Below are 23043 nucleotides of genomic sequence, written 5' to 3'. Positions count from 1 at the left end.
CCCCGCGGAGCGGGGTACCAGGCGCTAGCGCCTGGAAATGAAAGAATTCCGCGAGCGGAATTCTAAAGATAATTGCGGAATGCGTTCATAAACGCTGACGCGTTTATGGATTGCCCGCACGCGGGCAATAGAATTTCCGCTGCGCTCCAATTCTTCGAGCCTCCGCACGCGGAGTCTCAACCTGTCGGACGGGTCGTCAAGTGCGGGTCACAAGCAGGCTGGCTACGGGGAGAGGGTGGCGCTGCATCAGCTGTGCCAGCAGGTACGATCACGAACCGACTGTCACCTCCCCCAGAGTGCCGGCCCCCGCTCCCCCACCACCAGGACCACGAACCCAAGGGTCGGAAAACAATCACCGAACCAAGGAGCAGCAATCCTGAACGAGGTCTCACCGCGCGGGTAAAACTCGCACTGCCCCCGCAGAGTAGCACACGACCGGCCACACTAGGACGGAAACAGGACAACCGTCATCCGATCTGATGCACCGCACCGTATCAGCCCACTGCATCAGATGATGCAGTGGGTAGGATCACGGGTGAACCCTCACCGCCTCTCCCTCTTGGATGGAGATCAAGAAATGACGGAAGAATTTCCGCTTCGCCCGCATCAGATTGAAGCAGTGGACGCTGCCGTGGCGGGTCTCGATATTCCTCCAGGGATGCAGATTCCTCCGCAGGGGCTGCGGGGCACTGTGGTCAGTGCGTGCGGCACTGGAAAGACGTTCATCGGTGCTGCTGCGGTTCGTCGTCTTGCCCCGCACGGGCGGGTTCTTGTGATGGTGCCGACTTTGGCGCTGCTGGCGCAGACGGTAAAGGAATGGCGGGCGTTCGGGCATTCAGGCCCAACGGTGGCGGTGTGCTCGATGACGGATGACCCGGGCCTGTATTCGCTGGGGGTGCGGGTGACGACGAACGCGCCGCAGCTCGCCCTGTGGCACGGGCTCGGGCCGGTGACGGTGTTCGCGACGTACGCGAGCCTGCCGGTGCTGATCGCCGCGCACGGTGGTGAGTACGGGCTGCCGATGGACGTGTGGGACGTCCTCCTGGTCGATGAGGCGCACCGGACCAGCGGGTCGTTGGGGAAGGCGTGGGCGGCGGTTCATGACCAGGAGCTGGTGCCGTCGATGCGGCGGTTGTACATGACGGCGACGCCGCGGATCTGGCAGGAGCCGGCGCCGCGTCGGTGGCGGAAGGAGAAGCCGGGCGAGGGCGAGGAGGGGCCGGCCGCGGTGGACCGGTTGCCGGAGGAGATGGCCTGTTCGATGGATGATGAGGCCATTTTCGGGCCCACGCTCTTTGAGCTGGACTTGTCGGAGGCCATCGCCCGGGGGCTGCTGGCGCGGTATCAGATCGTGGTGGTGGAGCTTCAGGACGAGTCGCTCACTCTGGAGCGGCTGTATGGGGAGGAGCGGCATGAGGAGCATGTGCGGGGTGAGCGCCTGGCGGTGCTCCAGGCCGCGTTGCTGGAGGCGATGAGCGCGCACAGGTTGACCCGGTGCATCACGTTCCATCACCGCACGGTGGAGGCGAGGGCGTTCTCGGAGGGGCTGGAGCGGGTGGCGGGGAAGCTCCACGCGGAGGATCCGGAGCGGCATCCGGCGGCGGTGTGGTCGAACTGGCTGTCAGGTGAGCATGAGGCGGATGTGCGGGAGGACCGGCTGCGTGATTTCGGTGGTCGTGCGGGGCGTGCGGTGCTGTCGAATTGTCGTGTTCTGGGTGAGGGTGTGGATGTGCCGACGGTGGATTCTGTTGCGTTGATCGATCCGAAGGGTTCGGCTGTCGATATTGTGCAGGCGATTGGTCGTGCGTTGCGTCAGAAGCCGAATCAGGGAAAATTGGCGACGCTTGTTGTGCCGGTGTTTCTCGGTCCGGAAGAGGCCAAGGAGGACATGCCTTATTCGTTGGCGTATCGACCTTTGGTGAAGGTGCTTTCCGGGCTTCGTGCGCATGATGAGCGGGCGGTGGAGATGCTCGCTATTCCGCAGGAGGATGCGAAGCGTACGAAGGGAAGGCCTTCGTTCCTGGGCGATGAGCCGGAGGAGGGCGAGGAGGATCACCGGATGCTGCTGCGGTTCGGTACGCATCGGGATCCGGCGCTGATCGCGCGGTTCGTGAAGTACAACCTGCTGGAGCCGGAGCACGCGAACTGGAAGGCCGGCCACCGGGCCGCGGTGGCGTACCGGGAGCGGGCGGGTGATCTGGCGGTGCCGTACGAGCACCGCGAACTGATGCCGCAGGGGCACTCCTTTCCGTTGGGGCGGTGGCTGGCGGATCAGCGGCGGGCGCTCCAGGCCGGGGCGATGGTGCCGGAGCGGGCGGACGATCTGGACGCGCTGGGGATGGTGTGGGAGCCGTCCGAAGCCGCGTGGGAGGAGAACCTGGCGGCGGCGCGCGCGTACTACGCGCAGACGGGGACTCTGGCGGCTCCGGTCACGGCGACGGCGTTGGACAAGCCGGTGGGGCAGTGGCTGGCGAACTGCCGGAAGACGGGCGGGCTGGGCAAGGACCCGGTGCGGGCGGGGCGGTGTGCGGAGCAGCTGGCGGCGATCGATCCGGACTGGCGTCCGGTGTGGCCGGTGGACTGGCAGCGCAGCTTCGCCGGTGTCGAGGGCCTGGTGGTGATGGGCGCCGGGCTGGAGGAGATCGTGCCGGGGGTGACGGTGGACGGTGTTGATGTGGGGCGGTGGCTGGAGCGGCAGCGTCAGCATGTGGTCTGGGAAGGGCTCGCGGAGGGGCAGCGTGCGCGTCTGGAGGCGCTGGGTGTGGTGCCGGTCCCTCCGGAGCCGAAGGCTCCCGTGCGGGCCTCTGGAGGGCGCGTAGGGGCGTTTGAGCGGGGGTGTGCGGCGTTGGCGCAGTACCGGGAGCGGACGGGGTCGTCGGGGCCGGTCAGCCGCGGGCACGTCGAGGTTCTCGCGGGTCCGGACGGTGCGGAGGTCGAGGTGAAGTTGGGGGTGTGGTTGTCGAACGTGAAGAGCCGGCGGGACAAGCTCACCGTCGGGCAGTTGGAGCGGCTGGCCGGTCTGGGGCTGGGGTGGGCGGTGGCCGCGTGAGCGGGACGTCCATGGCCGAGCGGAGTGTTGCGGTGTCGGATGGGGGCCGGGGTTCAAGGTGACCGGCCGGTCCGGCAGCCTCGGTGGCCGGGCGGGGCTTCGAGGCTGCCGGCCGGTGCAGCGGGTGCGGGTCGTGGGGCGAGCACCGCACCGGCTGGTCTATTGCCGGGGCCAGGGGCAGGTGGTTGTCCACTTCGCCGTGGGATCGATCGCCTCGGCGGACGGCTTGGCGGTCGCCGGGCCCCGTCCAGGCGGGCTCCACTCAGGGGCCACACCGCCGGGTGCACAGGGCGCAGCAGTCTGTAGTTCGCAGCGCGCGCCTGCGAGACTGGAGGAGTTTCCAGTTCAGTCCTTGCGTGGATCCAGGCAACTCGTCGAGTCGGTTGTGGGGGAGTCATGGCGCTGTTCGAGAACTCGTGCGGTGAGTGCGGCTACAGGACGGGCTGGCGGACGCAGTCCGAAGCGGAAGGGCTGATGGTCGAGCACTACCTCATGGAGCACCCCGGCCTCCAGCCGCGTGGCGCCCAGGGGATAGTGCAGGACCCTGAGCCACCGCCCCAGGGTGGCGGAGAAATGGGCTGCGGTGCGTGGATCGGGATCTTGATCGTTGCCATCCTTCTTCTGTCCATGTGCAGCCGCGGATGATCCGTGAGCCCCCGCTGGGCCCAGCGGGCTACGACCCGCGCCCGGCTCTTGTGGGAAGCTGCGCGGGCCCGGGGTGGGCGGCTTGGCGTGTGGTGCCGGATCGGCGCGCAGCGGCGCCCCGGCGTCCAGGAGGTGGCGCAGCTCGGGCACGGCCGGGAAGCGGCCGTACAGGGCGTGGTGCGGGGCCAGGAGGCGGGAGAGGATGACTCCTGGCCCGGTGGGCGGTCCGTCGCCTTCCAGGTCACCGGCGAGCGCTTCCGCGAGCATGGCCGCGGCTTCGTCCGGGTCGCGGCTCCCCCGGACGGCAGTGAGCTGCTGGATCGGGTCGGCACCGGACGACGACTGAACAGTCCCGGTGCCGGCGGCATCTCTGTCGACGGCACCGGGGCGCACGGTCCCGGCCGTACTCCTGCTCCCGCCGGGGCGGGGACCGGGTCCTGTCCCGCACGCTCCATGTCGGCACGGGGTGCGGGGAAGCCTAGTCAACTCGCGCCCTCGGTTCGGGTGGTCTGCCTGGTGGGGCGGGGTGAGCCTGCATCAGGTGCCCGGTCGGGTGTGTTCACGGACCGTGAGGGGGTGGTGCTTGTGGACGGCCCCGGCCAGAGGCGTCGGCCAAGAGGAGGCGCGGGTGCGGGCGGCGGTTGCCGGGCACATTCGGCGGCGGGCGAGGCGGTGTTCGGCGCGGTGCTGGCCGGCCCGGAGGTTCGGCGGATCGGGGCTTTGGTCGAGGCGGAGGAGTCACGGTCGGGGGTGGAGCTGCGGGATGAGTTCCAGATGTTCCAGGATCGGTACGAGCATGCCGTGTGTACGGGTGAGACGGCTGTGCTGGCCCGGGTCTGCCCGGGGAAGCATGGGCGGTGGGGTCGGGTCTGTGTCCTCACCGCCGGTCACGAGGGGAGGGCGCCGCACTGGGGCACCACCGCGGGTGGGCCGGTCGCCTGGGTCGGGAGCGCGCCGGACGACGGCTGACCGCGCCCCTGTGGTTGGTGACGCCCGGTCACCTTGCTGGGGTTGGCCGGACATCGGTGTTCAGCTCAAGCGCTGTGTATCAGGTGTTGGCCTTGGCTGGGGTGTTTCAGGGCTCTCTTTCGGGGTCCTGGAAGACCGGAGTTCCTCTGCCTTTCTCGTTGCGCTGTGTTGTGAGTCGTTCCCAGTCCCGGCTCATCGCGCGGGCCATGGAGAGGAACCCTCGCTGTTGCAGTTCGTGGTCGGCTGTCTCCAGGTCTGCGGCGGCGAACTCGTCGTGGACGGTGGTGTCTTTGCTCTGGAGGAGGCGTACCCACCAGCCGCTGCCTGCGGTGGTCGGGTAGGCCACGGCGAACAGCGGTGCGGGCGTCGCTCTCACTGTGTGCAGTACTTCCGGGCTCCAGGTCGCGTCAGGGGCGGACGGATCAGGTAAGCGGCTCATGGACACAAAATCTAAGGCATCGGACCGGTTCGGCTCCGGCCGTACTCCGGGGACCGGGTCCTGGCCGGGATCCCGGCCTCCGCCTTGGCACCGGCTGTAAGGTCGAGGCGGCGGGCCCCGGGCCTCCTACGGCGGGGCGGTAAAGGGGCACGGCGGTCACCCTCGCCCGGGCTCCCTGCAGAACGGGCGGTGGCCCGGAGTGCCGCCCGTGAGCCGGTGGAGTCGCTGAGCGGCCCGTTGGGGCCCCAGCGGTGTGCCGGGGCCCGGCCCTCTTCTTGTGAGTTCTGGACGGCTGGGCTCCACCGCCAGTGAGTGTCACACGCCGTTGCCGTTCAGCTGGCGGGGACCTGGATGCTCGCCATCCACTTGACGCTGTCCGGAGCTTCGATGCGAACCTGCCCCTCGAAGGGGTCCAGCAAGTCCATCTGATTGACGCTGAAGCGTACTTCGTCGCTCGGGCAGCTCGTGGTGAACGAGCCCACCGTGTCGATCACCAGCGTGAGCTTGGCCTTCTTGGTATCGGCCAGGCAGTTCACGCTCACCCAGGAGATCCCCTTGCCGAATCTCACCCGGCCCAGGCCTCCGTTGCCAAGCTGGGGCCCGCGTGCCACGGACTCCTTGTAGCCTTTCTTGATCTCGGGAGGGACCAGTGCGGGTGTGGGCGAGTCGGAGCCTGCCGTGTGGGAGGGCCCGGGAACAGCAGTGTCGTCTGCGGTGCACGCAACGGTCAGAGTCCCGAAGGCCAGGACCGCCGCCACCGCCTGGGCGGTGCGGATCAGTAGCTCGTCTGCCAGTAGCGGAATCCGGTCTCCCGGTTCACGATCTTCACCGGACCGCTGCTGCGCTGGGTTTTCTTGCAGTTGGGGAGTTCGTAGTACTTCTCCCACCGTGCGCTGTGGCCCCACGAGCCGTACTGCACGTGCCCGTACTTACCCTTACTGATGTCACGCCGGTACTGGTGGTCTGTGCCCCAGCTGACCGATTTCTCGGAACCGAGGCTGATCTCGGCCTTGGCCTCCGCGACCAGGTAGCCGACAGAGATAGCAGTGGTACCGGTGACCGACGATGTCGTCGTAGCGGACTTCGTCCTGGTGACCACGATGGTGCCGCCTGGACCGTCCTTGTAGCTCGGGCCCTTGCCGTGGTGCTTCGCCTTGTAGCCGTAGATGTTCTTCTTCCAGCCTCCCCGGCAGAGACCCTCCTCGCCCGTCTCCCCCTGCTGCGTCGGGTCCTCACCGGCCGCATACGCGGTCCCGGGCAGAACCCCAACCATGATCACGGATGCCACACCGATCGAAGTAGCGGCAGCTCTCATACGTCCCATCAGTTCCCCTTGGGTCACGGCTTCCCCACCGGAGGTCAACCCGGCGCTCAGACCGATCCGCATCAAACACCTCGCTCGATCATGGAAGACAGCACTCCGCATTCCCATGGCTCATTCTCACGGCCGGGCTCTCCCAGGAAGACCGGTCCGATGGCCTGCCACACTCCCGCTAGAACGCCACGGACAAAGCAGTGGGTCCCATCCGGAACACGTGGCTGGTTCCCGACATCCGCACAGCACGGGCGGAGCGCAAGAAGAGCCGCCAGAGGGAAGATCGTCAGCGAGAGAGGCAACCAAGGCCCTGTGGGGTGCACGGCAGCGCCGCCGCGGCTCTCAGGGGCGGGCGCTCCGCTACCGGCTGCGCGGAGCGGTGGTCCGGGCCTCCGCCAGTACAATGCCGGTGACCATGTCGCGGTGACAGCCGCTGCCAACACGATGCCGCGCCCCTCTGGAAACAGCACACTGGGAAGCACCCGCCCGTGAGCCAACCGTCCAGCAGCACTCAGCCGGATGAGAGCGAAGAGAGAGGAGGACGGCTGTGAAACTCGTGGTCTCCGTCGTTGTAGCACTCGTCCTGGTCAGTCTGGCCGGCTTCGTGTTCAGCCTCTGCTTCGTGGCACTCCAGAGATACCGCTCCCGGAGGAACGGATAGTCCAAGGCATGGGGACCGGTCACCGCCGGGGCCGGTCCGGTCCTCCGGGCGGTGCTTCGCCTCGTCGGGTTCCGCAGCGGACTCGGAACCGGGTCTGAACCTCTCCAGGTACCCCTTGTAGAAGTAGTCGGCACCGTCCGGCCTCCTTGACCGGGCCTGTGACGTGCGGCTTTCCCCGCCAGGGAGCACCGGTGGGGCAAGTTGTGGAGCAGGTTGTAGGGCAAGCTGCCGCGTGGTGCCCGGCGGTCTTCCCCGCCGGGCGTACCGCCGGGCTTCGTGAGTCACGGACAGTAGCGTCGAGGCGGAGTGGAGCGGTGCGACGCGAGTACGGACCTCCTTGACCGGCCTCACCTGAGGTTGGTCAAGGAGGGCTGGTCAAGGGGGTCTCACGTCGTGCTGCTTCGCTTTGCCGTTGCTTTCCGTAGCCGGGCGGCGATGCGGCGGGCACCCGTGCGCCTGCTCTGGTGGGTGACGCTGTCTCAGGTCTGAGAGTTATCAGCCCCTACCGGCTCGGGCTTCCCGTGCAGTCGGGAAGTTGGCGAGCGGTACTCACGATTCGCTGAGGTTGATCGTGGCACCGCCGCTGAAGATCGAGTCGTGGACTTCGAGTTTTACGGGCGTTACGTCTTTTGGCACATCGAATACAACGATGCCGGCAACCGAGTTACCAGGATTGATGGAGTTGAGGAACGACTCACTTTCGTCCAGGTAGATCGCGGCCCCTGAGTCCGCACTGTATTCACGGTCCTTGGCGTCGAACAGTTTTTGGTCGCTGCCGTTGAATGTCTGTGATTCGGAACCGATGTTCTTCACGGTCATGTGCACGAGGATGAACTGGCCCTGGGCTTCTGAGCCGAAGTCCGTGCTCCCGATCCGGGGCAGACCGGGCTGAAGCCTGGTGACGGTGAACTCGAACTTCCCGTCACGGACAGGGTCCCCGATGCCTGGTGCGGCCTCCTGGGTCTCCTTCGCGGAAGGTGTCTCACTCTTCGGTGAGGGCGACTCCGTCCGGTCGCTCTCACTCTTCGGTGAGGGCGATGCCGTCGGGTCGGGTGACACCGTCTCCCCGTTATCGCCGCCGCCGCTGCTCGCGATGCTGATCGCGATGATCACGGCGACCAGAGCCGCCACAGCGGTGAGGATCTTGTGACGCGCGAACCAGGAGCGGCGGGGGGACCCGGGAGGCTGTGAAGCGTCGGGAGAGCCCCATTGAGGTGGCGGCTGATCGGGCATCGGGATCCTCCCGGCGTTGTGGCGGCACAAACGGAACCCACACTTCCCCTCGTGGCGGCCCTGCGTCCTGCCCAACTACTCCGGGCGGCGGAATGCTGGTGCGGCCCGGTCGTCACGAGGCGGCGGGAAGCACTACCAGGAGCAGCGCGTGGTGCGGATTGCCCTCAGGGCGGCGGTAGGTGGTTGCGTGAAAGGGGCGGGTTCCCGATATCCAGGCCCTGTGGGGTGCACGGCAGCGCCGCCGCGGCTCTCAGGGGCGGGCGCTCCGCTACCGGCTGCGCGGAGCGGTGGTGTGCCGAAGCACGATAGGTGTCACCGTCACGGCCCGCCGAACTGCGGCTGAACGCGACGCGAAGCAGGACGGTTGTCACCAACGAGGCAGTGTTGTTGCCACCGACGCCGAGTTTGCAGGCTTGTTGTCACCGCGTGCGGTCGCTACCGGAGCTCTCACCCGCGATGGACTCGAACAGTGACCGCCACCACCACGCGCCGGGGATCTTGGTGACAGCGAGCCTGCCTTTGTGACAACCATCGTGCTTTGGACCTCCGGTGAGCACGGCACCCGGTGAGCCGGGCAGGCGGGTGTGTTCAGACGCTGCCCGACCGGTCCCAGCAGCATGCGGGAACAGGTGACGACGACCAGGGCCAGGCCCAGGGTCTGGCAGATGCACAGCGGCCACGCCCACCCGGGACCGGTGAGCAGTCCTGCCCGGGTGAGAGCGACCGGGACCGTCATCAGGGCGACGCCGAGGAGGGCGCGGCGGGCGTGTTTGCCCAGGTGCGCGGCGTACGCCTGGTCGGTGCTGTCGCTTGCCATGGTGTCCCCGGTTTCTAGTAGCGGGCGGCGATGTAGTCGATGTTGGTGATCTCGACTTCGAGGTCCTGGGCGCGGGCGCCGCCGGTCTCGCTGTCGGTCTGGAAGTAGAGGGTCTGGGCGGCTTCGGCCAGGACCTCGTTGGGGTTCTCGCCGTTGGTGCCGGCCTGTGCGTCGAAGAGGCGGGTGGCGTACTCCGGTGGGAGGTGGAGGGTGAGGAGGCGGAGGCGCATTTCGTCGGTGGTGCCGACGGGGGCCCGGTAGCCGAACTGGGCGCGGAATTCGACGGTGACGCCGCTGGTTGCGGCGGCGCGGCGGCGGGCGCGTTGGCGGACGCGGGGTTGCCAGCGGGTGCGGACGGCGTCCTTGATGCGGTCGGCCACGTGCTTGGGCGGGTTCTTGCGGGCGCCGCGGCGGTAGCGGTTGACGGAGTCGGCGGTGACGCCGAGTTCGGCGGCGACCGCCTTTGCGGAGCCGAGTCGGCGGAGCAGGTAGTTGATCTGGCCCTGGAGAGTGCGGGGCGGCTCCGTGGTGAATTCCTTGCGGTCGGCCCGTTCCAGGGCCTCTCCGATCATGGCGTCGTCGTCGGCTGCGCCGTGGGGGCGGATGGTCCGTGCCATGGTCTACTCCCCTGCGTCCAGGGCGGCGTCGTGGCCGTGTAGGTTCGCGCCGCCGGTGTCATTCCGGACCGCGGTGACCTGCTGCTTGTGCTGCTGTCTCATCAGATGTCCCGCGGTTTCGGTCTCAGTCTGGTGGCATTTCCTCACGCGGCTTCGCCTTGCTGGGCTTCGTCGGGGTCCCAGGTCTGGTCGAACCAGGCAATGAAGTCCTTCACGGTTCCAATGCGAGCGATTCTCTCGTGGATAGCGCGCTGGTCGTGGCCGGGGAGGAAGTCGCCTCGGCTGATGGGTTTGCCGCATCCGCAGTTGCACTCGCGGTTGCCCAGAGGGGAGTCGAAGTAGGTGATGGGGTTCTGCTGAGCGCCGTTCGGGGCCAGCTTGCCGACGTAGTGGTCGTGGACGGGGTGACCGGGGCCGAGGATGCGGCCTTCGAACGCCCGTCGCCCACCAGGGACGTCGACGATCCGCTCGATCTCCATGGCCTGGCGGATGATCCCGGCGCCGTTGACGACTGCGAACCGCTCTCGTTCGACGCGTGACCCGGGCATGACCCAGACGCCGCGGGCGATGTCGTGCAGCTGCTGGTCGGACAGCCCGTCGCTCCAGCCGATCTGTGAGCGTTGGAGGGGATCGCTGTTCGGGTCGACGTTCTTCTTCTTGCCGAGGGTGATCTGGATCATCGCGCCTCCCTGTGAGGCCGCCTCGGGTGGTGGAAGGTGCCGAGGTGGCCTGTTCAGGATAGACCATGAACCCCCGTTATAACGGGGTATCGTAGAGGGGCATTATGAGATCGACCGGTTCTTCCCCGAGCGGCGGCCGGGCAGGTCGTGCCGTCGGCCCAGGTAGCTGATCATTCCGAGTGAGAAGCCGGTCTCCGCTGCGAGTTCGCGGCAGGTGCGTCCGGCGGCTCGTTGGTCGCGGAGCCAGTCGAGATCGATCTGGCGCCAGCGGGTCGCTTTGCCGTCACGCTTCATGCCGTATTCGCGGACGAGGACCTTGATGGCTTCGTCGTTCACGCCGGCGTGCTCCGCGATCCACTTCAGCGACCGGTATTCGTCGAGGTAGAGGCGTGCGAATTTGTCCCTTGGGAGCGCGGTGCGAGCCCGGCGAACCGTGGCTCCTCTCTCCCACTTCGCGCTTTTCGCCTCTGCGGGAGGGGCTGGCTGCTCCTGCAGGACGAAGCGGACGGCGTCATGGCTGACGCCGAGGCGGCGGGCGGCCTGTGCTGTTGTCAGGCATTCGTCCCTGATGAGCCGGTGCAGCATGGCGGGGTCGAGTTCCCGCAGGTCGCAGCCGGGCAACGTGACATCGCGGACGATGTCTGTCGGGGGCTGCCAGGAGAGGGGTTCGTCGCGGATTCCGTGCCGGGTTAGGAACTCGACTGCGTGTTCTTCGAGTTGGCCCATCAGTGCCGGGGTGAGATCTGTTTCGAAGGTCCGCAGCATGGTCCGCAGTTCCGTGGTGCTGGGCGCGTATGCCGCCGGGGCGAGGGTTGCGGGGAGCCCGCTGAGCCGTTCGAACAACAGCGCTCGGGCGAACTGGTGGCGCCGTACTCCGCCAGCCTCGAATCCGATGTCCCTACAGAGCCGTGTCCAGGTGTCCAGCGGCAGCAGTCCTCGGTAGTCGACAGCGCGGCGGCGATCGTAGTCGATCGGCGATCCTTCCTGGTCAAGGTAGTCAGCCAGCGCGGACAGGCCAAGGCTGATGCCCCTGAAATGGCCCCGTTTCGTGAGCCGGAACGTCATGTGTGAGCCCAGCCTGTCTTCCACCGGCGCGCGAAGAAGACGGGCCGCCGTGGGGAAGTCCCCTGTGCCCCCGATCAGCAAGAGGTAGCAGGACAGGGCAGGGCGGATGGTGCGAGAGAGGGCCCCGTTCTGGGGACTCAGCCGGGCGGACCAAGTTGGCCAAAGCTGCGTCGGAATTGCGCGGGCCCGCTCGGTGATCCGCGTTGCCGCCGAGCGTCCGGGCCTGCTCGGCAGTCGGTCCGCGGTGCGGTAACGCAACTGGTCAGTGCCCTTGAGGCGGGGTGCGAGGGCCGCGAGATGGATCGCGTCGAAAACCGGGCTGGTGTGGGCCCATCGGTGCGCGACCTTGAGCGGGATGTTGCCGTCGGTGTCGCTGATCAGGTGGCGAAGGGCGGCCCCGGCCTGATGGACGTCGCCGTGCTCGAGGACGTGCAGGGCCGCGCTGACGGCGAGGGCGGCGGTCGCGGCCCGCTGAGGGGCAAGCCGTCCCGGGCGGGTCTCCTCGACGGGGTCGAAGGACCGCCGCTTCTCGGGCAGGGGTTGCTGGTGCAGTGACAGGATTTCCGGTGGGGCGAAGCCCGCCAGCCGGTCGGGGTCGGGGACGCGGCGAAGGAGGATGCAGGCCAGCGCCCGGAGGTCTCCGAACAGCGCAAGACTGGGCTGGGGATGGTCTTGATAGACGCCGAAGCCGGCCCGGCCGCAGGAGATGGCATCCTCGATGAGTTCCTGGGCCGCGATCACGGGTCCCTGCGCGGCGAGCGTGAGGGCGGGGGCCTCCTCGAACGGCTGGCCGCAACGTGCTGGAGGTGCGTCTTTCTCCGCCGGGCTGTGGCAGCGGCCCGGAGGGAGTGGGTGCCGGGTGGTCGTCGGGAAGTGCCGGGGCATGCGGCTGCAGCGCGGGCAGGCATCCACCAGCAGCAGGCGGTGATCGAGGCAGGCGAAGGACCAGCCAAGTCTCCAGTTCAGCCGCCATCTGCCGCCGCTTGCGGCCAGGCAGGCCGGGCAGTAGCGAGACCCGCGGGCCCGCCCCCAGACATGCCTCGCCTCCACCCGTCGCCGCTGTGCGTCGACGACGTGGGCCCGTCCGTCGTAGCGGGCCAGGGTCATGGCGTGTGCCTGCGCCGGGGTGGGGCCGGCCGACCATGAGATGGCTGCCGCCTGGTCCGCGTCGAGGAGGGTGACCAGGTGTCTCAGGATGCCCGAGTCCACTGGCCGGGAGGATCCGCGAGGCAGCAGGCCCATCGAGGCCAGGACATCGCCGGTGGTGGTCCCCAGTCGGTGGGCGATCGCCTCCCACCAGGAGTCGAGTGCCTCGCCCGGCTGCGGGGCGAGACGAATCGGCAGGGTCCGCGCGTGCGTCACCGGCGAGCCGCCTTCTGGCGGGTCCGTCGGGAGCGCTGTCCCTTCAGGAGATTGCGTACGTCGTCCTGGGCCAGGTGTGCCGCCTGGTCGATCTTGACGCGGCTGAGAAGTTCCTGGTCCAGGCGCTCGGTGCCGGTGCGGATGGCTCGCTGGCAGCCGCGGTTGATGAGGGTCATCAGCGAGCCGATGTGGCCGCTGGAGCGGATGAACAAGTAGTCGGACAGGTCGTCGGCGAGCATGCCCCGGTAGGTGTCATGCAGAACCAGCCGCTTCTCTAGGCCCAGCAGCAGCCGGCGCCACTGGCTGCGGCCCTGGTCGGTGGCCAGTTCGAAGGACCCCATGTCCAGGCGGGTTGTGCGCCGGCCCGTCTGGGCCAGGACCGCGTTGTCGTAGGACTCGCCCTCGGAGAACAGTCCGCGCTTGGCCAGGCCGACCCCGACGAACAGCAACGTGACCGGGAACTCGTTCGCGATGTACTTGAAGTGGTTGCTCACTTCGACGCCGCCAGCCGCCCGCCAGCGCAGGAAGTGCAGGTCGTCCACGATCAGCAGCTTCACATCGCAGGAGAGCACGCAGTCCAGGGCTCGCTGGGCGAACTGCGCGGTGGTGCCGGTGGTGCGGCCGGGGTGGCCGAAGAACTCCAGCATCGCCCGGTTGAAGTCCTTCATTCCGGTGTTGCCGGTCAGGCCCACCCGGCAGACGGGGAGCCGTTCGTGCCCGCCGGCGGTGAACGCGCCGCCCTCAGCGATCTCCCGTCGGTGGAAGTCCCGGGCGAAGGCCAGGACCGCGGTCGTCTTGCCCAGTCCGGGGAAGGCGTCCACCGCGATGGCGCCCTTGGCCTGGTCGCCGTCCTGGACGTTGCTGTCGAGGATGTCCCACAAGTCCTCGTGCAGCTCGGCCAGCTGCGGGGTCCGCAGGGGTCCGAGGTTCGCGTGCCAGATCCGCCGGGCCCGGTCGTACTCCATCTTCGCGCGCTCGCCCAGCGCCATGTACTGGCTGCGGGGCAGCAGTTCGGGCTGCGAGCGCGGTGCGGCTTCCGCGAACGCCGCCCAGCCCTCCTTGCGCGAGAGCGTCAGCGCGTCAAGACGGTGGGAGTCTCCCGGCGTCCAGGTGCCCTCGCTGTTCACGCGTCCTCCAGGGCGTCGGTGTAGAAGTCGCTGTCGTCTTCGAGGTCCACGAATTCGGCCTCGTCAGCCGCGTCATCGTCGCCTGTCTCCTGTGCGGCCTCGGATGCGAGTTGCGGTTCTGCCTCATCCGGCAAGTCCATGAGGCGTCTCACGCTTGGCAGCGTCGCGACGCTGTCCTCGGGCTCGGGAAGGTCCAGGGCTGCCTGTTCCCGGGCGAGCCGCAGCGCCATCCGGCGCTCGACCAGCGTGGTGCCCAGACCGAGGTTCCAGCGTTCGAACAGGTCACGGACCGCGGCCTTGTCGTCCGGGAACCGGTCGCGGGACGCGGCCAGGCGGCGGGCGAACTGCAGAGCCTCCTCGCTCACCGGCATGTCCCGGCCCGGCGCGTGTTCCCAGGCCAGCGCATGCCACCGGCGGTCGGCGGGATCGCGGAAGTAGACCGCGTTGATGTCGTCCGGGTTGACCGCGACGGGCCACTTGCCGTCCCGCTCGTCGCTGAGCAGGCCGCGGTAGGGGTCCAGGGCGGCGCCGTTGTAGCGGCGGGCGTCCAGGTCGATGCCGTAGTGCTGGATCTTGCGTCGCTCCACCCGCAGGAACTCAAACGCCAGGTCCGGATCGCGCGGGACCTCGATGTAGCCGGACCGGTTCAGCCCGTGCTCGAACATCGCCGCCGGCGACATCCGCAGCTCCGGCACCCCTGGATCGACCAGGCTGGTGTGCGGCCGGGGGTGATAGACGCAGGCCACCCACTCGCGGATGATCGCCTCCAGCTCGTGGAGGAAGAAGAACGCCTCCCCCTCCGGACGTTCCCCGCGCGAGTGCAGATCGGGGCCCTTGTAGCCGGGCAGGGCCTGCAGCAGGTCTTCGCGCAGGGTCAGGAAAAATCTTTCCAGCGGGCCCTTGTCCCGGCCCGTTCGCAACCGGGCAGGCTGCACCGAGATACCCAACCGGCGGCAGACGCTGGTCAGATGCTCCGAGACGAATACCTTGCCGTGATCGACCAGCACTGTCTCCGGAACCAGCGCCGGCGACGCCGCCGAACGCATCGGCCCCTCCAACGCCGTGACGTCGATCAGCACCGATCGCGGGATGCCGTGCTCGGGCCAGAGAGCGTGCGCCGGCCAGTCCTCCCCCGCGGGCCGGGGACGGAACGCCTGGTAGAGGGCGACACTGGCGTCGACAGCCTTCGTCGACACTGGCGTGATCCTGATCCCCAAGACGCAGCGCGTGTACCAGTCCATCGCAACGGTCAGCTCCGCCTGCAGCCACTGCAAAGTCACCGGGTCCAAGGCGAAGACATCCAGCCGGTTGGTGTCCATCAGCAGGTACTCGCCCGGCCGGGTCGGCCGCAGCTTCCCGTAGACCCCGCCGGGCCGGGCGGCGATGTCCCGGTTCCGCTTCGTGCTCAGGCGGAACGTCGGATGCCGCCGCTCCAGATCCTCCAGGAGGCGGTAGGACGTCGCCCGGCTGGGCAGGTCCTCCTCCGTAAAGCCCCTGGCCAGCAGCCGGGCCCGAGTCCGCTCGATCACCATCTTGCGCGACGGCTTGGACTGGCCCGTGTGCTCGACCATCACCTCCAGCGCCGCCTCCGACCACACCTCCGCGTTCCGGTGCCCCGAACGCGGCCCGCTGCGGGCCGGCACCAGTCCCGCCTCGCCGTCCTGGCGGAAGGCCGCGACCCACCGCTTGACCGTGCGCGTCGCCACCTCAAGCTCGGCCGCCTTCGCTGCGTACCGACTCTCCATCGGCTCGCCCGCCGCGTAGGCGGCGCGGGGCTCCCCCACCGCCGCCAGTTCCTCGCTGCCGCTACGGAACCCAGTGAGCACCTCCCTCACGTGCGCGGCCCGCTCCAGCACCCACTCGCGCTCAGCGGTATCCAGCTGGTCCAGCACCACCGCGGCCACGTCCTGCGGGTCGTCGGAGGCCGGTCCGGGCCCGTCCGGAATGACGCGGGCACGGCCCGAGAAGAGCAGTTCCTTGACGGCCAGCCGCAGCAGCCGTTCCCGCCCGTCCTTGAGGACCACCTCGCCGCCGGCCTGCGTGCTGGCGAACTCCACCACCTCGACGACCTCACCGTCGTAGAAGAAACGGGTCCCCACTCCCACGCGCACCGCGGCCCGGCTCACGACGCGCTCCTCAGCACGTTGCGGGCACTGAGCGGAACGCTCAGGTCGGTCAGCCACTGCTGCTTCCACAGCAGATGCAACACCGCGGCTCGTACCAGCGGCCCGGGACGTTCCGGCAGGCAGGCGAACGCCTCCCCCAGCGTGTCTCCGTCCGCAACCCGGTCGCGTACGTCATCGAGGATCGCCGGGTCCAAGAGCCGATCCGGCGGTGGCTCCTCAGCCACCGCCTCGTCGTGTCCCTCCTCGAGCAGGTCAGGCTCGAACAGCCAGTCGCGGCGGTAGCCCGCGACGAAACGGACGTTGGCCAGCTCGGCGTCCGGCGGCTCGCTCCACACCTCGTAGCGCCAGCCCTTCGACTCCACCGCTTCCCGCGTCCAGGCGAAGGTGAATGCGTGCTCCGGCCTGGCCGCACGGTGGCGCGGCTTGACGTCCACCACCAGCGGGCCCGCCGTGGTGGCCATCAGGTAGTCCGGGATATGCCGGCGCAGTGCACCGGCCACCTCGGCTCGCAGCAAGAAGGGCTGGGCCACGATCGCCGTCACATCCCGGTCGAAGTCAGCGTAGAGCAGCCGTGCCAGCTCAAGCCGCGACTCGTAGATCACGTGATCCGACTGGGTACTCGACCAGTACGTACCCGAATAGTGCTTCTGCCCCATGTACCAGCGGAACGTCCGCCACGGCTCAGCCGCGTACAGCATCTCCAACGGCACCGACTCCCAGGCGAGGCCCTCGCGCACTTCGTCCTCGGCAAGCCGGACACACACCTCTACATCCACCATCCGCCCCCAATGCCCGTGTAACTGACCTTGATCCGCAGGACATTTACACGGGCACTGGAGTACGAACAGCCACACACGCTTTCGATCACTCGAAAGGGTGATCATTCCGAACTGGGCATCTCAACATCGCGTCATAAGTGTCAGTGCCCCCACCCCCTGGGGAGCGGCTACTCGAGCGGGTTTTGGCTCAGCGCTAGTTCTTGAGCCAGGCGGCGAGCTGTTTCGCGGTTTCAAGGGTGGCGGGGTGCTGTCGGCCCAGGACACGCTGTTGATCGGCCAGTACCTCGTCGAGCGCGGCTACGGCGCCAGCCAAGTCCCCTGCCATGCCTCTCATCCACGCCAGGTGGAAGCGGGCAGTCAGGGTCTGGGGGTGGTCGGTGCCGAGTGCCCGGAGCGTCGAGGCGAGCGACTGTCCGAGCATGACCACCGCCCCTGCGGCATCTCCTGCCAGTCCCCGGGACACGGCGAGATTGTGCCGCGAGGCCAGGGCCAGCGGGTGGGTCGGGCCCAGAGCACGTTCTACGTCAGGAAGCAGTGTGGCGTAGGCGTTCGCCGCGCTGGCGTTGTCACCTGACCACCCTCGGAGCTGTGCCAGGATGTTCCGTGCTTGGAGCGTGTCGTGGTGATTCGCTCCCAGAGTCCTGCTCAGGTCGACGAGCAGATCGACACATGCGGCGACGGCTCCGCCGAGGTCTCCGGCGTCCGCCAGTGCACGGATAAGCTCGGGCCGGTGCTGGAGAACCTTGGGGTGGTCGGCGCCCAGCTCTCGAGCCAGTGCGTCGAGCAGTTCGGCGCATCGTGCCGCTCGGGACGCAGCGTCGGAGGGCGGCTCGTGCAACATGCTCTCGTCGCGGGAGTGCCGGACAGATTCCCCGCTGGAACTCCTTGCATAGGAGGCAGCCGACTGCCCTTGCTGCGATTCCTGTTCGCTGCGTCCGCCGTCGGTTGCCTTGCGCTGCCGTACCTTCTCGCGCACCAAGGACAGGTTCGTCCGAGCGGCGATCGTGGCGGCGTGCGCGGGGCCCAGAACCCGGTCCAGGTCAGGGAGGAGAGCTTCAAGGATGGCTAACGCCTCGGTGCCGTCGCCGGCGTCGCTCAACCAGGTCGCGTGGTTGTTCCGAAAAGCGAGGGTGTCCACGTGGTCTGCCCCCAACAGGCGTTCCGCGTCGACGGCGAGTTGCGCGTAGGCGCCTGCCGCGCCTGCCGCGTCTCCCGCCTCACCGTGCCGGTGAGCGAGCTCATGGCGGGCGTCGAGGACATCGCGGTGGTCGTTCCCCAGCGCGGCTGTCCGCTCGGCAAGTAGGTCCTCCAGCTCCTTCAGCGTGTCCGCGGCCAGACCTTGCCGCATACCGGTCGTGAACATCTCGGCCGGGACGATGTCGGGGGCGGTGTCCGGCTGCTGAAGTCCCAGGCTGCTCCATACTTCCGGCAGGACGCTCTCGCAGAAGTGGATGCGCCAACTGTCGTGGGCCTTCCTCTGCTCGACATCCCGCTCTGTCCACATGAACGGCCCGAGCTCTTCGGCGTACCGTCCCTCTCGCTCCCGCTGGATGTAGAGCTGGACGTACGGGGAACGCATTGCCGCGCTGAGGAGGCGGTCCGCCTTCTCGTTCTCACCGCGGCGCCAGGCCACCAGCCCCAGGATGCACAGCGCGGTGTGGTAGGCCTGGCACGCTTCGGTCGCGCGATGAACGCTATGCAGAGCGCGGACACGGAACTCCCTCTCGTACTCGTGGCGCTCGGCGGTGCCCTTCGCCGGCGGCGTGGTTGTGCGCAGCCAGCTACTCATCAAGAGGTTGTAGCAGGTGACGAAGGTCGCTGCATCGGCGGCGAGTTCCTCGTTCGTCTCGTCAGAGAGCCCTAGGTGGGACGCCGACTCGGCCTTGAACAGCCGCCCGTTCGGAGCTGTCCCTCCAGGGAGTAGATGGCCGTGCTGGATATGGGCCAGTTCGTGCGCGATGGCGAACACCGTCGCAGCCGCCCGGCAGTCACTCGGCCGCATCCCGTTCGGCCACTGCGACGGTGATTCCATCTCTAGGGTTCGAATGGTGCTCTGCGGCAGGGGCCCGTGGCTGGGAGTCTCCAGCGACCTGACGTACTCGGCGATGGTGAAGTCGAGTAGTTCCCGGGATTCGCCGGCGTCCCAGTCCGAGGGGAACGCTTCGGGGTAGCGGGGATGGACCGTCTGCATCCCCCAGGCGATCTCGGCGGCGATCTGGACCGGGAGCAGCGCGATGCCGATCAGGTACCCCGTGGCTTCCCCCGGGTTCTCGAAGACGCGCGACTCCACCGCGTCCGACGGGAGGCAGAACACCTCCACGGCCCCTGCCAGTTCCTTGGCCCGGTCCCACTCCTCCAGATGGAACGACCCCAGTATCTGGTCCAGGCTCTTGCGAACGTGGATCTGGGTGTCGGTGAAGTACTTCTCCCACGCCCGCTCCGGATCCGCCTCTCCGGTGACCCACCGCAGGTAGGCAAAGTCGGCGAAGGCCATGCTCATCTCCCGCGCCTCGGCTGCGAGCGCGCGGTTCTGGTGATTCGGAAAGAGGGAACTGCCCACACCGTCACGCACGGTTCTGCCCGTCGATCTCTGTGGCATTGGGAGTACCAGGTGCGGCGGATGCGTCTGGCCCGCGTTGCGGGAGCGCACTCGTGATGATGTCGGCCAGCCCTGCCCCGTCCCTCACCGTGATCTCTCCCGAGCCGGAACGCACGACGACGACACCGCGAGGAAGGGCCGGATCCTGGCGGATGGTCAGCCGTCCACCCATGGCGTCGACAACGACGCCTTTGCTCCATGATTTCCGCAGCGTATTGATCATGTAGGCCAAAGCGTGCGTCGCCACTGAGCCAATGAGTAGGACATCCGCTAGAGGAACCGACCCACGTGCATCGGTCTCCGTGGGGCGGCGTTGCACCGCGGCGAAGGCGGCCCTCACCGCTTCCCGTTCCGTCGGCATGGCCGGAGAGAAGACATTCACGCGGATCTGCTCGGTGCCAACCCCGTCCACCTATGCCTCCATAGTCTGGTTCCTGGCGTTTCTCCACTCCCAGCAAAGCCGAGTTTTGTGCCCACGGGTGGTGGAACGGGGAAATCGGAGAGAGGGAGACCAGCACGCAGTGGACCGCCTGGGCATCTCAGTCTCGCGTCATAAGTGCTACCCAGAGGTCATCGCTCGCAAGAACATGACGCGGATTCTGAGTACCTACAGGCCGTCGCCCTTGATGATCCGGGCCACGTTGGTGCCCTTGTCCATGAGGTCCACGGCCCAGTCCATCGGCTGGACGCCTTCGAGCTTGACCAGGCCGGGGGCGACTCCGAGACGGAACGCGCCCGGGAGCGGCTTGCCGCTGGTGGTGTAGGGGAGGAGGTCGAGCGGGCTGCGGGTCGGGGCGGGGTAGACGACGCAGTCGGAGAGGACCGCGAGCGGGAAGAGGCCCACGGAGGACATCTTGAGCATCTTGCGGTGCATGTTGACCCGGGCCTTGCTGATGATCGCGGCGCGGATGTCGGGCCGCCACGTCGGGCGGTCCAGCTGGGGCCAGCGGTCACCGGGGGTGTAGTTGAGTCCGCCGGCGCGGACGCGGAGCTTGCCGATGCCGCCCTTCGCGGTGGCCTTGATCGCGTCGCGGACGGCCCGGAGCCCGGGGTCCTGTTCGGGCAGGCGCTCCATCGCGGCGAGGAGGTCGGCGGGCTCCAGGTCGGCGCGGACTCCGAGGTCGGCCATCGTGTCCAGCAGTGCGGCCTTGAGGCGGTCATGCCATGGGTCGAGGTAGGCGCCGGAGTCGGGGCGGATGTAGGCCTCGGTGGGGTGGACGTTGTGGCCGAGCTCCTGGGCGTAGGCGACGGTGTGCGTCTCGTACCAGGCCGGGCCGGTCGGCCGCGCCCCGGACGGGGTGAAGGGCGAGGGGAGGCGGGGGTCGAGCTCGATGTGTGAGAGGTCGACCAGCCAGCAGCCTGGGACCTTCTTGTCGAACACCGGGCGCAGCACGTGCACGGGGGCGCAGAGGCCGACGTTGAGGCGGGAGGTGGCGGCGAGGAACGCGGCGTTCACGTCCAGGCCCAGCGCGAACGCGAGGGCCACCTCGTCGCCGGACAGGAGGTCCGGGTCGCGGACCCACTGGAAGACCTCTTCGTTGATGAACCCGCCCTTCCAGCCCTGGGCGAGGGGGTGCTCGGGCGGGGCCTCGGGGGGTGCGCAGTCGACGGGGCCGGTGCCGAGGCTGCCGGGGTTGTGGCCTGACTCCCAGGCACCGGTGGTCTCGTTGCGGACAGCGCGGGTCGGGGGCCGCAGGGCGGTCATCAGTTCCAGGCCGGTGACGGCGGTGGAGCCGCGCGGGGTGGTGACCCGGGCGGCGTACAGGCCCAGCACGCGGGCGATCTCCGGGGCATCCATGTCCGTCACACCGGGCCAGGCACGTGCGTCGAACGCTCCCCAGGAGGGGATCGCGAACTGGACGCACTGCCGCTCTCCGGCCTTCGCGGGTCGGTAGACGCGGGCCCACGGGCCGAAGCCGCGCAGGGTCAACTTCCACTTCGCGCGGGTGATCTGCTTGACGATCGGGTGGTCGTCCTCCAGGCGCAGCCCGGCGCGCTGTTCGTGGCCCTCCAGGCGGGCGGGCAGGCCAAGGGCGACCGCAGCGTCCTCGGTGAGGACGACCAGCGGGTCCGCGGGGATCCCGTTGCGGTTGAGAGCGGGGGCGCCGACGGCCTGGTCCAGGGTCCAGGCGACGAGCTGGGGGATCGTGCGGGCGGGGCAGTCCAGGACCAGGCCGCCGATGCCGTGGGCGGTGCCGTCGCCGTCCAGGACGAGGAGCGGTCCGGCCGCGTACCGGGGATCGGTCGTGGCGGCCGGGCCGGATCCGGGGCGGGCGGCGGTTTTGCGGGCGGGCGTACGGCCCGCCGTCGGCCGGCCGGAAGCCGCGGGCCGGGCGGGGCCGGTCGGAGCGGCGGCCGAGGACGCGGCCGGGGACGCGGGTGCCGGGCCGGATCCGGGCCGGGCCGGTGCAGGCACAGCTGCGGCCTCGGGGGCGGGTGCGGTCTCGGCGGCGGCGGGCGGTACGGGGGCCGGGGGCGCGTCGGGGGCGTCCGTGTCCGGCGCGGTCCTCGCCATGCTCGGCGCGGCGGCCGGGACGGCCGGGGCGGCCGGTGCGGGTCCGGACGCCGGGGCGGCCGGGTACTTCGCCGCCCATCCATTCAGGATCCGCTGGTAGGCCTCCAGCCGGGGCGGGCGCGGCTCGGACCGGCCGTTCTCCCAGTTCTTCACCGTCTGCGCGGTCGATTTCAATGCCTGCGCGAGACGGACCTGCGTCACCCCGGCCGCTTCCCGCAGCCGCGCCCGCTCCGCCGGGGACGGCAGCTGCGGTTCTTCCTCCAGAAGGGCATCCACCAGCCCGAACAGCTCTTCTTGCGACGCCATACGGCATCACCTCCAGGACCCACACTAGCGCACATGAGCCCTGGATTTAGCCTTTTGATTTAACTCTTTAGGGTTACTGTCGCGGTGGGGTCCTCCCCCGGAAATGCCGTGCGGGCTCACGGTCGCGCTCTGCTGAAACGGGCCCCTCCGCACGGCCGCCGGTGGCAGCCTGAGCGGATGACCGAGAACACGCGGTGGGTCTACGGGACCGACCACGACGACCCCGACCCGTACGCCCTCCAGCCCGGACACACCTACGTGGAGCTCGTCGGCGGACCGCTCGACGGGCAGCTCCTGGACGTCACCGCCCTCACCGCCGAAGAGCGGGCGGGCGGTGCGCTGTTGATCGCGCCCGGCAGCGCGAGCGTCTGGTCCAGCTCGGTGTCCGGCCGCCGGAGAAGCCGGCCTTCGTTCGGGCGAAGGCGCGGCCGCGGCGGGCGGCGGGTGGGGCGCGGTCCGGGGCGTTCGAGCGGGGTATCGCCGCGCTCGCCCAGTACGCGGCCCGGGAGGGGACGGTGGTGGTTGCGCGGTCCTGGTCCGAGGAGTTGCCGGATGGGACGTCGGTCCGGCTCGGTGTGTGGCTGTCGAACGTGAAGAGTCGGCGGGCCACGCTCACGGGTGAGCAGCAGGAGCAGCTGGCGGGTCTAGGGAGCGTATTGAGTCGTGATCATGTGGCTCGGGTGAGGTCTTTGATCCAGATCATGGAGGCCCGGAGGTGGAGTCCGGCCTGGTAGCTCTC

16 protein-coding genes are annotated in these 23043 nt (G+C 68.7%); 2 read left to right on the top strand and 14 right to left on the bottom strand.

The annotated features are described in order from the left end of the window. Nucleotides 1–577: 577 nt before the first annotated feature. Nucleotides 578–3049, top strand: coding sequence for a Helicase associated domain protein (locus tag ACGF2Y_RS35595; protein WP_392955990.1), 2472 nt, complete (start codon nucleotides 578–580; stop codon nucleotides 3047–3049). Between the two features lie 345 nt (nucleotides 3050–3394). On the opposite strand, the gene ACGF2Y_RS35590 is transcribed toward ACGF2Y_RS35595, so the two are convergent. From ACGF2Y_RS35590 to tap, 14 genes are all read right to left on the bottom strand, one after another. Further along, nucleotides 3395–4087 carry a hypothetical protein gene (locus ACGF2Y_RS35590; RefSeq protein WP_392955988.1) on the bottom strand — a complete coding sequence of 231 codons (693 nt, stop codon included), beginning with the start codon at nucleotides 4085–4087 and terminating at the stop codon, nucleotides 3395–3397. A gap of 682 nt (nucleotides 4088–4769) precedes the next feature. Then, nucleotides 4770–5102: a hypothetical protein gene (locus ACGF2Y_RS35585; RefSeq protein WP_392955985.1), complete on the bottom strand. Its 333-nt coding sequence runs from the start codon at nucleotides 5100–5102 to the stop codon at nucleotides 4770–4772. 332 nt (nucleotides 5103–5434) lie between these two features. Continuing rightward, complete coding sequence (locus ACGF2Y_RS35580; protein WP_392955983.1) at nucleotides 5435–5671, bottom strand: hypothetical protein; 237 nt, start codon at nucleotides 5669–5671, stop codon at nucleotides 5435–5437. Nucleotides 5672–5877: 206 nt separating this feature from the next. Next, the gene (locus tag ACGF2Y_RS35575) at nucleotides 5878–6375 is read right to left on the bottom strand and encodes a hypothetical protein (protein WP_392955980.1); all 498 of its coding nucleotides are present in this window, start codon (nucleotides 6373–6375) and stop codon (nucleotides 5878–5880) included. A gap of 1252 nt (nucleotides 6376–7627) precedes the next feature. After that, on the bottom strand, nucleotides 7628–8209 hold the full coding sequence (locus tag ACGF2Y_RS35570; protein WP_392955978.1) for a DUF4352 domain-containing protein: 582 nt from the start codon (nucleotides 8207–8209) through the stop codon (nucleotides 7628–7630). Nucleotides 8210–9142: 933 nt separating this feature from the next. Continuing rightward, nucleotides 9143–9745, bottom strand: a complete 603-nt coding sequence (gene tpg, locus ACGF2Y_RS35565; protein ID WP_392955975.1) for a telomere-protecting terminal protein Tpg — start codon at nucleotides 9743–9745, stop codon at nucleotides 9143–9145. A gap of 143 nt (nucleotides 9746–9888) precedes the next feature. After that, a complete protein-coding gene (locus ACGF2Y_RS35560; protein ID WP_392955973.1) occupies nucleotides 9889–10425 on the bottom strand; it encodes a hypothetical protein in 537 nt (178 codons plus the stop codon). Nucleotides 10426–10527: 102 nt separating this feature from the next. After that, nucleotides 10528–12852 (bottom strand): TniQ family protein, encoded by a 2325-nt coding sequence (locus ACGF2Y_RS35555; protein WP_392955970.1) that lies wholly within the window; start codon nucleotides 12850–12852, stop codon nucleotides 10528–10530. Beyond that, entirely contained in the window at nucleotides 12849–13979 is a 1131-nt protein-coding gene (locus ACGF2Y_RS35550) for an AAA family ATPase (RefSeq protein ID WP_392955967.1), read from the bottom strand. The genes ACGF2Y_RS35555 and ACGF2Y_RS35550 overlap by 4 nt, the downstream gene beginning before the upstream one ends. After that, a complete protein-coding gene (locus ACGF2Y_RS35545; protein WP_392955964.1) occupies nucleotides 13976–16105 on the bottom strand; it encodes a Mu transposase C-terminal domain-containing protein in 2130 nt (709 codons plus the stop codon). The genes ACGF2Y_RS35550 and ACGF2Y_RS35545 overlap by 4 nt, the downstream gene beginning before the upstream one ends. Beyond that, on the bottom strand, nucleotides 16102–16869 hold the full coding sequence (locus ACGF2Y_RS35540) for a TnsA-like heteromeric transposase endonuclease subunit (protein ID WP_392955963.1): 768 nt from the start codon (nucleotides 16867–16869) through the stop codon (nucleotides 16102–16104). Before ACGF2Y_RS35540 ends, ACGF2Y_RS35545 begins: the two co-directional genes overlap by 4 nt. Nucleotides 16870–17077: 208 nt before the next feature. Further along, nucleotides 17078–19384, bottom strand: a complete 2307-nt coding sequence (locus tag ACGF2Y_RS35535; RefSeq protein ID WP_392955960.1) for a tetratricopeptide repeat protein — start codon at nucleotides 19382–19384, stop codon at nucleotides 17078–17080. A 64-nt stretch (nucleotides 19385–19448) separates the two neighbouring features. Continuing rightward, nucleotides 19449–19895 carry a hypothetical protein gene (locus ACGF2Y_RS35530; RefSeq protein ID WP_392955958.1) on the bottom strand — a complete coding sequence of 149 codons (447 nt, stop codon included), beginning with the start codon at nucleotides 19893–19895 and terminating at the stop codon, nucleotides 19449–19451. A gap of 195 nt (nucleotides 19896–20090) precedes the next feature. Beyond that, on the bottom strand, nucleotides 20091–22304 hold the full coding sequence (gene tap / locus ACGF2Y_RS35525; RefSeq protein WP_392955955.1) for a telomere-associated protein Tap: 2214 nt from the start codon (nucleotides 22302–22304) through the stop codon (nucleotides 20091–20093). A gap of 515 nt (nucleotides 22305–22819) precedes the next feature. Here tap and ACGF2Y_RS35520 point away from each other — a divergent pair. Continuing rightward, on the top strand, nucleotides 22820–23038 hold the full coding sequence (locus ACGF2Y_RS35520; RefSeq protein WP_392955952.1) for a hypothetical protein: 219 nt from the start codon (nucleotides 22820–22822) through the stop codon (nucleotides 23036–23038). Nucleotides 23039–23043: the final 5 nt, after the last annotated feature.

The organism is Streptomyces sp. NPDC048142, from assembly GCF_043202835.1.
Classification (GTDB): domain Bacteria; phylum Actinomycetota; class Actinomycetes; order Streptomycetales; family Streptomycetaceae; genus Streptomyces.
The sequence above is the reverse complement of the archived record's forward strand: the minus strand, read 5'-3'. Positions and strand labels throughout refer to the sequence as shown.